General features: G+C 72.6%; 10 protein-coding genes and 1 pseudogene. 4 read left to right on the forward strand and 7 right to left on the reverse strand.

The genetic code is table 11. The features are described 5' to 3' along the window. Positions 1-163 precede the first annotated feature (163 nt). Complete coding sequence (locus tag AQJ11_RS42425; protein ID WP_059267022.1) at positions 164-811, forward strand: peptide deformylase; 648 nt, start codon at positions 164-166, stop codon at positions 809-811. 358 nt (positions 812-1,169) lie between these two features. On the opposite strand, the gene AQJ11_RS42430 is transcribed toward AQJ11_RS42425, so the two are convergent. The 3 genes from AQJ11_RS42430 to AQJ11_RS42440 all read right to left on the reverse strand — a co-directional run bounded on the left by AQJ11_RS42430 (position 1,170) and on the right by AQJ11_RS42440 (position 3,693). Then, a complete protein-coding gene (locus AQJ11_RS42430) occupies positions 1,170-2,027 on the reverse strand; it encodes an oxidoreductase (RefSeq protein ID WP_059267023.1) in 858 nt (285 codons plus the stop codon). Between the two features lie 118 nt (positions 2,028-2,145). Then, positions 2,146-2,985, reverse strand: a complete 840-nt coding sequence (locus tag AQJ11_RS42435; protein ID WP_058084607.1) for an oxidoreductase — start codon at positions 2,983-2,985, stop codon at positions 2,146-2,148. A gap of 342 nt (positions 2,986-3,327) precedes the next feature. After that, complete coding sequence (locus AQJ11_RS42440) at positions 3,328-3,693, reverse strand: hypothetical protein (RefSeq protein ID WP_059267024.1); 366 nt, start codon at positions 3,691-3,693, stop codon at positions 3,328-3,330. A gap of 569 nt (positions 3,694-4,262) precedes the next feature. Here AQJ11_RS42440 and AQJ11_RS42445 point away from each other — a divergent pair. Further along, positions 4,263-5,198: a pyridoxamine 5'-phosphate oxidase family protein gene (locus tag AQJ11_RS42445; RefSeq protein ID WP_059267025.1), complete on the forward strand. Its 936-nt coding sequence runs from the start codon at positions 4,263-4,265 to the stop codon at positions 5,196-5,198. A 106-nt stretch (positions 5,199-5,304) separates the two neighbouring features. Here the strand turns inward: AQJ11_RS42445 and mqnP are convergent, their stop codons facing one another. Together mqnP and AQJ11_RS42455 are read right to left on the reverse strand one after the other, a co-directional pair. After that, positions 5,305-6,210 (reverse strand): menaquinone biosynthesis prenyltransferase MqnP, encoded by a 906-nt coding sequence (gene mqnP / locus AQJ11_RS42450; protein ID WP_059267026.1) that lies wholly within the window; start codon positions 6,208-6,210, stop codon positions 5,305-5,307. 126 nt (positions 6,211-6,336) lie between these two features. Continuing rightward, the gene (locus AQJ11_RS42455) at positions 6,337-6,804 is read right to left on the reverse strand and encodes an SsgA family sporulation/cell division regulator (protein ID WP_059267027.1); all 468 of its coding nucleotides are present in this window, start codon (positions 6,802-6,804) and stop codon (positions 6,337-6,339) included. A 464-nt stretch (positions 6,805-7,268) separates the two neighbouring features. Here AQJ11_RS42455 and AQJ11_RS42460 point away from each other — a divergent pair, with 464 nt between their 5' ends. Both AQJ11_RS42460 and AQJ11_RS42465 read left to right on the forward strand, forming a co-directional pair. Next, the gene (locus tag AQJ11_RS42460) at positions 7,269-8,228 is read left to right on the forward strand and encodes a zinc-binding dehydrogenase (RefSeq protein ID WP_014669090.1); all 960 of its coding nucleotides are present in this window, start codon (positions 7,269-7,271) and stop codon (positions 8,226-8,228) included. Between the two features lie 53 nt (positions 8,229-8,281). Beyond that, positions 8,282-9,213, forward strand: a pseudogene (locus AQJ11_RS42465) (NADP-dependent oxidoreductase). A 144-nt stretch (positions 9,214-9,357) separates the two neighbouring features. Here AQJ11_RS42465 and AQJ11_RS42470 read toward each other — a convergent pair. Further along, positions 9,358-9,747: a DUF2255 family protein gene (locus AQJ11_RS42470; protein ID WP_014669092.1), complete on the reverse strand. Its 390-nt coding sequence runs from the start codon at positions 9,745-9,747 to the stop codon at positions 9,358-9,360. After that, the gene (locus tag AQJ11_RS42475; RefSeq protein WP_059267034.1) at positions 9,744-10,619 is read right to left on the reverse strand and encodes a helix-turn-helix domain-containing protein; all 876 of its coding nucleotides are present in this window, start codon (positions 10,617-10,619) and stop codon (positions 9,744-9,746) included. Before AQJ11_RS42475 ends, AQJ11_RS42470 begins: the two co-directional genes overlap by 4 nt. Positions 10,620-10,770: the final 151 nt, after the last annotated feature.

A 10,770-nucleotide genomic window follows, 5' to 3' on the forward strand; every position in this document is an offset into this window, starting at 1 on the left:
TCCGCGGCGAGGCGGCGGGTTCGGCGGCCGAGACGACACCGCCGTTGCCGAACGGAGCCGTGCCCGGCCGGGTGAACCGGCGGACCCCTCGCATACGTGTGGAAGACGATCCGGACACGTGTACAACGCACCTGTCCCCGCGCCTACCCGGGAAGCAGAACCCATGTCCTCTCCGCAGCCGACACCCGCCCTCCTCACCCGGCAGGTGGAGGAACTCCTCCAGCACGACGGCCCGTTGCCCATCGTCGCCGCGGGCGACCCGGTGCTGCGCCGGATCGCCGAACCGTACGACGGCCAGCTCGACGACGCGCTGCTCGACCGGTTCGTGGCCGCGCTGCGCGAGACGATGCACGCGGCTCCGGGCGTCGGACTGGCCGCGCCCCAGGTCGGCGTCCCGCTGAGCATCGCCGTGATCGAGGACAAGGCGCGCGGGCGGAAGGAGGCGCTTCAGGCGCGGGACCGGGCTCCGCTGCCCTTCCGGGTGCTGGTCAACCCCGTGTACGAGCCCGAGGGTGAGGCCAGGGCCGCCTTCTTCGAGGGATGCTTGAGCGTGCCGGGCTGGCAGGCGGTGACGGCCCGGTACGCCCGGGTGCGGCTGCGCGGGCAGGACGAGCGCGGCCAGGCCGTCGACGAGGTGTTCACAGGCTGGGCCGCCCGTATCGTGCAGCACGAGACCGACCACCTGAACGGCACGCTCTACCTGGACGTGGCCGAACCGCGGTCGCTGTCGACCGATCAGGCGGTCGCGGCGCACTGGTCGCAGCCCACTGCCGAGACGGCCGCCGAGGTGCTGGGGTTCGAGCTGCCGTGACCGCCCGTCGGGGTCCCGGACACACCCGGCGCCCCGCCGTCACGTGACTGACGCGCGGCGCTCGCCCCCACGGGCAGGCCGCGGTCGGCCGACGAGTCCGGCAGCCGGCCCCGGCGCTGGTGGGGCTGCTCCTGCCCCGGGCCGCAGTGCGGGCGCCGGGGCGGGCGGAAGACGGCGGTCCGGGACCCGCGTGCCGGGATTCCCCTGGCCCTGTTGACCCCCTGCCCCGGCGACGATTTCCACTGAGCCCCGATCAGCACCGTGGCCGACATCCCAGCGCACCGGCCCCCGAACCGCTCGCCCGGGGAGGAGAACTCCGCCGGCGTCGGCCCGGGAGGCCGTATGCCTTTCGGAGAGGTCAGAGCACCGCGTTGTCGGCGGCACCCGGGAAGTCCGTGCTGAAGGCCAGCTCGCGGCCGGCCTCGAACTCGGCCCGCAGTTGGTCGAGCTTCACGCCGATGCGCCGCTGGGCGTCGCTGCCCAGGACGACCCAGTGGGCCGGCTGCGGCGCGTTGACGGACTCGTAGACCGCCTCGGCGGCGCGCTCCGGGTCACCGGGGAACATCTCCGGCGTGAGGCTGCCCATCATCGCGCGGAAGGCGCCGGCCGTGGCGGCGTAGTCCTCGATAGCCTCGCCGGACACCTTCGTCCGGTTCTCGATGCCGGTGCGGAACGAACCCGGCTGGATGATCATCGCGTGCAGGCCGATGGGCTCGATCTCCTGCCACAGGGCCTCCGTGAAACCCTCCAGCGCGAACTTGCTCGCGGAGTAGTAGCCGTTGGCGGGCAGGCTCGCCAGGCCGTCCATGGAGGAGACGTTGACGACGGTGCCGTTGCGCCGGCTGCGCATCCCGGGCAGGACCGCCCGGGTGAGGGCGACCGCGCCGAAGAAGTTGACCTCGAACAGCCGGCGGTAGTCGCTCTCCTCCTGCTCCTCAAGGGCGCCGACGAAGTCGATGGCGGCGTTGTTGACGAGGACGTCGATGCCGCCGAAGCGCTCCTCGGCGGCACGTACCGCGGCTTCGCGGTCGGCGGGTTCGGTGACGTCGAGTTTGACCGCCAGCGCGGTCTCCGGATAGCGCGCGGCCAGTTCGGTGGTGGCGCGCGTCGAGCTGGCGGTCGCCACCACCTGGTCGCCGTGGGCCAGCACGTGTTCGGCCAGGGCCTTGCCGAGGCCGCTGGACGCCCCGGTGATGAGCCAGGTCTTGCGAGACATGAGGTGATCTCCTTGGTTCCGTCTGAGCAGGGTGTCGGGGGGAGGTAGGGAAGGGAGAGGAGCGGAGGGGTAGGGGGAAGGGGTCCGGGACGACGGGTGCGCGTCCCGTGCGGTGTGCCTACTCCCCGGCCGGGAAGTCCGCCGCGCGGCTGGCCGCGGCCCACTTCCGGGTCTCCGCGGCGCGGGCCTCACCCGCTTCCAGGGCCATGGTCACGGCCTGGGCGCCGAGCAGGAGCCGGCGCGGCGGGTCGTCATCGCGTACGACGTCGATGAGGACCTGGGCGGCACGGACCGGGTCGCCGGGCTGGTTGCCGCTGTTCTTTGCCCGGTACCTGTTCATGGCGCCGACCGTCTCCTCGTAGTCGGGCCCCACGGCGTGCAGTTCCATCGACGAGCCCTGCCAGTCCGTGCGGAAGGCGCCCGGTTCCACGATGACGACCTTCACCCCGAACGGGGCGACCTCGCCCGCCAGGACCTCGGAGAAGCCCTCCACGGCGAACTTGGCGCTCTGGTAGGCGCCCATGCCCGGGGTGCCGCCGACCCGGCCGCCCAGCGAGGAGAACTGCACGAACGTGCCCGAGCGCTGTGCGCGCAGCACCGGAAGGGCGGCCCGGGTGACGTTGACGACCCCGAAGAAGTTCGCCTCGAACTGGGCGCGGAAGTCGTCCTCCGCCATCTCCTCGATGGGGGCGCTGTTGGCGTACCCGGCGTTGTTCACCACCACGTCCAGACCGCCGAAGGCGTCGACGGCCGTCCGCACCGCGTCCCGGGCGGCGACGGTGTCGGTGACGTCGAGGGCCACCGCGCGCACCTGGTCGCCGTAGCGGGAGACCAGGTCCGCGAGCTGCTCCGGACGTCGCGCCGTCGCCACCAGCCGGTCACCGGCCGCCAGAACCGCTTCCGCCAGTGCGCGTCCGAACCCTCGGGACGCGCCCGTGATCAGCCATGTGCTCACCATGTGTGTCCTCTATCCGTTTGATCGGCAAATGAGATGGCTCAAATGAGATGACTCTGTGCGAGTAAGGCATCCCGAGCAAGGCACGCAGGACCGCACAAGACGCCTGCACACGGGGCGTCTCGCCCGACATACGTATCAACGGGACGTTTCTCAGTCTCGTCCCGCGGCCCGCCGACGGGCGACCGTCGTTTGACTGCCGGTCCCGGCGGCATGGGCGGTCCCCGGTTCACCTAAGTCACGGGCGCGGTCGCCGTCCGGCGGGGCGGAGCTCCGGCGCGAGAAAACACAAATGCCCGGGCCTACGCCATCGAAGGCGCCGGCCCGGGCACGGGGCGGTTTCCGCTACGCGGGGACCACCCGGTAGCTCAGCATCGGACGGGGCAGGTCGGTCTGGGCCAGCGAGCCGCTGCGCCACGCCGTGGCGCTGCCGCAGTCGGCCGAGGAGTACAGCTCGACGGACGCCGAGCCGTTGGCGATCTGGATCGACCGCGCCGCCTGGGACAGCGTGTGGCACGTTCCGAGGTCGCCGAGGTCGACCTTCGTCACCGATCCCGTCCCGGTGGTGCCCGAGTAGAGGTAGGCGCCCTCCTGGAGCGGAGGCCAGCCGGCGGCGTTCGCGGCCCCGGCACCGAGGCCGATGAGGGCCGCCGCCATGGCCGCGGCAGCGGCAGTGCTACGAAGCTGCACCTGCATCCTGGTGGTGGACATGCAATCCGCCCTTTCGTCGTGCGCCGCAGCCGGTAGCGGCAACGGCGCTCCCATTCGGTCGAAACGCGGCCGACCGAGCAGATCCTTGCATATTCAAACATGTACAGGGGAGTGCAGATCCGGTCACCCGCACATGTGTGTCCGGCCACAGGGCCCGCTCCGGGGAGGCGGGAACGAGCGCGGTGGCGGCGGCGTTGGTGGCACCCGGCCCGGAGAGGTAGACGCATTTGCCGCCGTACCCGGAGATGCCGCCGCTCGGACCGCCGACGGGCAGCCGCCACACCTTGCCCGGGACCACCGGACCGCAGGTCCACGGACACAGCACCGCGCCCACCGCGGAGGAGGAACGGGCCGACTCCCGAACACGCACGGCCCTGCACGGGGTTCGCACTGGTAGCCTGCCCGCAGCGGGCGGCCCCGGGTGCCGAACGAACACTTGACGAGCGGCAGTTGCCCACCGCAGCCATGAACACATGTCTCCCGATGAACGGGAGCCGGCGCTTCTGCTCGACGGCCCCGGGTGATGCCGCACCGCCGTCTGCCACGCCTGCTCACCGGAGAGAAGAACCGTGACACCTCTCGACGAAGCCCCTCTCGACGTCCTGGACGCCTACCGGACCTGCGAGTTCGCCACCCTCGGACGCGACGGCACCCCGGCCGCCTGGCCGACGGCCGTACGCCGGAACGACAACGGCACCCTGTTGCTGACCACCTCACTCGCCTTCGCGCAGAAGGCACTGAACATCCGCCGCGACGGACGCGTCGGCCTGCTCTTCTCCGACCCCACGGGCAGCGGTCTCACCGACGCGCCGCAGATCTTCGTGGGCGGCAGGGCGGAATGCCCCGACGAGATCATGACGGGCCCCGACGGAGCCGAGGACTACTGGCGGATGCTCTTCGAACGGCAGCCGCACAGCCGGTCGTACGTCTCCGCCCCCGCGCGGTGGACAATGGACTGGTACTACCTGCGCCTGCTCATCACGGTGACGCCCGAACAGGTCGTCGTCAGGCCGCCGTTCACCGCGCCCGGGCCGCGGGAGAGCCGGCCGGACGCCGGCCCGAGCCCGCTGCCGGGCGCCGAGCAGCTGTCCCGGTACGCCGACGCGGTGCTGGCGGCCCGCGACGCGTCCGGAGCACCCGTCCTCGCCCGTACCCGGCCGGCGCCCGCCGACGGCGGCTACGTCATGGATGTGCCCGCCGACTGCGGCGCGGTCCCCGGACCCGCCTCGCTGCTGGTGCACCGCCACGACGAGTCGATGAACAACATGCACAACGCGCTGGTCCGCGGCCGGCTGGAGACGGCCGGCGACCGACTGCTGCTGGTTCCGCAGAAGGTCGTGGAACCGATGGGCTCCGGGCGCGCCGCTGACGCCCTGGGCGTGCTGCGCCGTACGAAGCGGGCCACCGAGCGCTATCTCGAACGGCGCGCGCTGCCCCGGCCCAAGGTGCGCTGGGACGAGTTCCGGGCCCTGGCCGCTGCCGCTCGCCGGGGCAACAGCGACTGAGACCTGTTCGCTCCGAGCGCGGCGCCTTCGCGGGCGGCGCGGCTCAGGGCGGCAACGGGCGCCGCAGCCCGACCGGCACGGCTTCCGCGAGGGGCAGCACCCCGGCTCAGCCGAGGGAGAGGCCCCGCACCAGCAGGTCGAGCAGCGCGCACACGAACAGGGCGATGCCGATGAAGCCGTTCACCTGGAAGAAAGCGCGCTTGAGGCGGGACAGGTCGTGCGGGCGGACCAGGGTGTGCTCATAGCCGAAGGCCCCGGCCACGATCAGCAGCCCCAGCCACAGCAGCGGGCCGCCGTGGGTGGCGAGGGCGAACCAGACGAACAGGGCCGTCGTGATGGTGTGGCAGGCCCGCGCCCCCCAGACGGCGGCCGGGACGCCGAATCGCGCCGGCACCGACTTCACACCGATCGCGCGGTCGGTGTCGACGTCCTGGCAGGCGTAGACGAGATCGAAGCCGCCGATCCACACACCCACCGCGCCGCCGAGGATCACCGCGTCCCAGCTCCAGGCACCGGTCACGGCCAGCCAGGCTCCGATCGGCCCCATCGACTGGGCCAGGGCGAGGAAGGCCTGCGGGAAGTTCGTGAAGCGCTTGGCGTAGGGGTAGACCACCATCGGCACCACGGCGACGGGTGCCAGCGCCAGGCACAGGGGGTTCAACAGGGCCGCGGCAGCGAGGAAGACCACGGCGGCGATCAGCGCGCCGGTCCGCGCGTTGCGCACGGACACGGCGCCGGTCACCAGCTCACGGCCGGCGGTGCGCGGGTTGCGGGCGTCGATCTCCCGGTCGATGATCCGGTTCGCGGCCATCGCGAAGGTGCGCAGGGCCACCATCGCCACGGTCACCAGCAGCAGGGTCACCCACCGGACGGCGCGGTCCCGCTCGTACATGGCGGTGAGGGCGGCGATGTACGCGAAGGGCAGCGCGAACACGGAGTGCTCGATCATCACCAGGCGCAGGAACGCCCGGGTGCGCCCCGGGCCCGGGGCCGCCATGGAAGCTGTGCTCACCCGTTCATACTCCTTGCTCCACCGTAGGTCGCAAGGTGGCGACAGGTGTGAGGGTCGCATCGGTATGTCTGTGGCCGCTCATACTAGCCATGTGTGCCCGGGGCACACACCCACCGCCGGCCACCCTCACGCGGACGGCGCGGCCGGTCCGTCGAGCAGTTCCCGCAGGAACCCGTCCCAGTTCAGGCCCGCCAGCTCCGCCTCGGCCGAGGCGACCCGGTACGTGGCCTCCAGCCACTCGGCCAGCGCCGACGTGGGGACCTCGAACAGCGCCTCCACCTCCTCGGACTCCAGCAGCAGCCAGGACGACGGCTGATCCCCGGGCAGCGTCGGCCACATCCGCACATCGCCGGACCCGCTCATCGCGGTCAGACCGTGGTGCAGCAGCTCACGGCCGATCCGCCAGACGAGACCCGGCCCGCGCTCCGCCAGGAACTCGACCGTGATCAACGCCGGCATCTCCGGATCGAAGCTGAACTCGGCCTGAAGGGGCAGCCGGGTGAACTCATCGAGCATCTGGTCGAGGTCCACGACCAGTGAAGGGACGAGCTCGGGCGCCGAACGCGCCCGGGGCGGTGACTGATCACGGTGCATGACGGGAGTTCCCCTCCGTGGGACGAAGCCTGCGTGCTCCTACTCTTCGCCCGGAAGGCAACCCGCACATCTGTCAGTTGACGGTCGGCGAGAGGGGGCCGGCGGCGGGCGTCGGAGTGTGCCGGACGGGCCGCGGCGGACATGACGTAAGTCAGCGTGGCGTCCCCGCGCCCCGGGGCCCGCACCACGGCCGCACCCGGCCCGGCACCGCCGCTCACGGTCCCGACCGTGCGCCCTGACGACGGCGTGGCCACCGGGGACCGTACCTCGCGGCAGGCGCCGTCGACGTCCATCGGACGGACGGTCACTTCGGTCCCTGTCCGGGCCCGGTGACATGCCCCGTACTCCGCGGGGGCCGGACCGGTCGAACCATCCGGGGCCTTCGGACCGTACACCTCATGTAGGAGAACCGGCGCGGTGCCGCACCGCGCCGGTCCGCTCGGACCGAGGTTTGGAGTTCGTCGATGAAGGCCTTCCGCTACGTGGCCCAGGGCACGCCCCTACGGTTGATGGACGTGCCGGACCCGGTGCCGGACGCCGGCTGGGTGGTGGTGGACGTCGAGGCCGCCGGTCTGTGCCACTCCGACGTCCACGCCCTCGACGGCACGATCGAGCTGAGCAGGCGCCCGCCCTTCACCCTCGGCCACGAGGTCGCGGGCACCGTGTCCGCCCTCGGCGAGGGCGTGCGGGAGTACGAGGTGGGCGACCGCGTCGCCGTCGCGATCATCGCGCACCCCGAGGTCCAGGCCCACTACGCGCCGGGCATCGGTGTCGACGGCGGCTACGCCGAGCGCCTGGTGGCCCACGCCTCCACCCTCGTCCGCATACCCGACGGCGTCTCCACGGTCCACGCGGCCGTCGCCACGGACTCGGTCGTCACCGCCTACCACGCCGTCCGCACCGAGGCCCGCGCCAGACCGGGGGAGGTGATCGCCGTCGTCGGACTGGGGGGCCTCGGCCTGAACGGGGTCCGAACCGGAGTGCTCGCGGGAGCCACGGTCTACGGTGTGGACATCAACCCGGACACCTTCGACGCGGCCCGCGCCGCGGGGGCGAGCGACTGCTTCACCGACGTCGCCGCACTCGCCGACCTGCGGCCCGACGCCGTCGTCGACTTCGCGGGCGTGGGGTCCACGACGTCCGCCGCGGTCGACGTCGTACGCCGCCGCGGCCGGGTGGTCGTCGTGGGGCTCGGCACGAGGACCACGGGCTTCTCCACCGGCAACCTGGTCCGCAAGAGCGTGGAACTGCGCGGCTCGTACGGCGCGAGCAAGGACGAGTACCGGCAGGTGCTCGACTTCATCGCCCAGGGCCGCATCGAACCGGTCGTCGAGGAGATCCCGTTCGCCGACCTGGGCGAAGGCCTGGACCGCATCCGTCGCGGCGCGGTCCGGGGCCGTCTGGCCGTCCGACCGGGCAAGTGACCCCCGATGCCCTGCCCCCCGACCACAGCACCGCGAGCGGGAAGGACAGCCGCATGACCCGGACCAACGCCCAGTACCGCCTCGTGGCACGCCCCGTCGGCCTGCCCGCGACCTCCGACTTCCGGTACGCCGAGGAACCGGCCCCGCGGCCGGGCGAGGGGGAGTTCCTCGTACAGGTCGACTACCAGGTCATGCGCGCGGCCGGCATCGGCCGCGTCGTCGAGTCCCGGCACCCCGCACACCCGGTGGGCGAGGTGGTGAGCGGTACCTTCGGCGTCCAGCGGTACGCGCTCAGCGACGGCAAGGACGTCGCCCCGGTCGACCTGTCCCTGGGCGAGGCGCCGGTCCACCTCGGCGCGCTCGGTTACAGCGGACTGACCGCGTACTTCGGTCTGCTCGGCATCGGCCGGCCCGAGCCCGGCCAGACGGTGGTCGTCTCCGCGGCGGCCGGTTCCGTCGGCGCGCTGACCGGGCAGATCGCCCGGATCAAGGGGTGCCGCGCGATCGGTGTCGCGGGGGTCCCGACAAGTGCCGCTTCCTGGTGGAGGAACTCGGCTTCGACGGGGCCGTGGACTACAAGGCCGGGAACGTGCGGGCACAGGTGAGGGACCTCGCGCCGGACGGCGTGGACGTGTTCTTCGACAACGTCGGCGGCGACATCCTCGACGACGTCCTCACCACGCTCGCCCACGGCGCCCGGGTGGTCATCAGCGGTGCCGTTTCGCAGTACAACTCCGAGCGGGGTTTCCGGGGACCGGCGAACTACATGCAACTGCTCGTCAACCGGGCCTCCATGACGGGCTTCGTCATCTTCGACTACGCGGCGCGCTACGGCGAGGCCCGCGCCGAACTCGCCGACTGGCTGCGCTCCGGGCGGCTGAGGGAACGCACCCATGTGATCACCGGTGGCGTCGAGCGGTTCCCCCAGGCACTGCTCGGGCTCTTCACGGGCGAGAACATCGGCAAGGCGGTCCTGGCCCTGTGAGCCCGGTCGTCGCCACCGGAGGGTGAGCGCGGCCGAAGGGCCGCGCGGTGCCGCCGACGCGTCCGGCCACCGGGGGCCGGGGCGGCTGCGGCGAGACCGCCCCTCGGTGGCGACGACCACGTGTTCCGGACGCGGGCCGTGCCTTCAGCGGGCCGGGGCCGTGCCGGAATCCGGCGCGGGCGCCGGGTCGATCCGGATCGTCGCGGCCCGCGCCTGCGGACTCGCGACGAGGGCGTCGGCGAGCGGGCCGTACTTGGCGCGGAAGGCGGCGTCGAGCCCGGCGGACAGATCCAGGTCACGGGTGTGGAGGAGGACGTCCCGGGTGACGCCGGCCACCTGGATCCGTCCGTGGCCGCGGTCCCGCGCCGCCTGGTACCAGCGGGAGCGGACTCCCCGGTAGGCGCGGACGTACAGTTCGCCGTCGACGACCACCATGCCGATCTCCACGCCGTCGTGGCCGTCGTCCCCGGCGGTCAGGGTGAGGGCGTAGGTCTCGGCGAGCAGGGCCTGGTCCTCGGCTGTCCAAGCGGTCATCGGGTCACATCCTCGGTCCGGTCGGTGCTGGGCTCCGCGGCGGTCCAGGAGGCGAGGATGCGCAGGGCGTCGTGGGAGGGGCTGCCGGGTTCGGCGGTCAGCGCCATCAGGCGTTGCCCGGAGCCGTCGGGGCTGGCCCAGGTGTCGCAGTCCAGGGTGAGGTCGCCGACCAGCGGGTGCCGGTAGCGCTTGGTGCCGTAGCCGGCGGTGCTGACACGGTGCTCGGCCCACCAGGTGCAGAAGTCCGTGTCCCGGAGGGACAACTCGCCGACCAGGCGGGCGAGTTCGGGGTCGTCGGGGTCGGCCGCGGCTTCCATGCGCAGGGCGGCCACCGCGTCGCGGGCGTCGTGGTCCCAGTCGCGGTGCATGGCTCGGAGGGCCGGGTCGGTGAACAGCAGGCGGATGTGGTTGCGGCGGGCCGGGGGGAGGGCGGCGAAGTCGGTGTAGAGGGCCGTGGCGGCGGGGTTCCAGGCCAGGATGTCCAGGCGTTTGCCGAGGACGAGGGCGGGGGTGTGGGTGAGCTGGTCGAGCAGGCGGCGCATGGGCGGCCGTACGGGTTGGGCGGGCCGGCGCCGGCGCGGCCGGTCCTCGCTCCGCCCGGCGAGACCGTACAGATACCGCTTCTGGTCGTCGTCGAGGCGCAGCGCGCGGACCAGGGTGACCAGCACGGGGGCGGAGGCACGGACGCGGCCCTGCTCCAGGCGGGTGTAGTAGTCCACGCTGATCGCGGCGAGCTGGGCGACCTCCTCGCGGCGCAGCCCGGCGACCCTGCGGGCGGAGTCCGTCTCGGGCAGGCCGCACTCCTGCGGCGTCAGCTGCGCCCGACGGGCCCTGAGGAAGGCGCCGAGGTGGGAATGGGATGCCGAATTCATGTTCTCCAGTGTCACACCCCCACCTCGACGACGGCACATGTGTGAGGGGGCAGGATCTTTCCCGGGCAGGAACTTGTCTCTTCCGCCCGGGGTGGGGGGTGGCGGAGTGTGGAGGTGTGCCCGGCAGGGACGGCCCCCTACTTCGAGGGGG

The sequence above is a fragment of the Streptomyces corchorusii genome (assembly GCF_001514055.1).
Classification (GTDB): domain Bacteria; phylum Actinomycetota; class Actinomycetes; order Streptomycetales; family Streptomycetaceae; genus Streptomyces; species Streptomyces olivaceoviridis.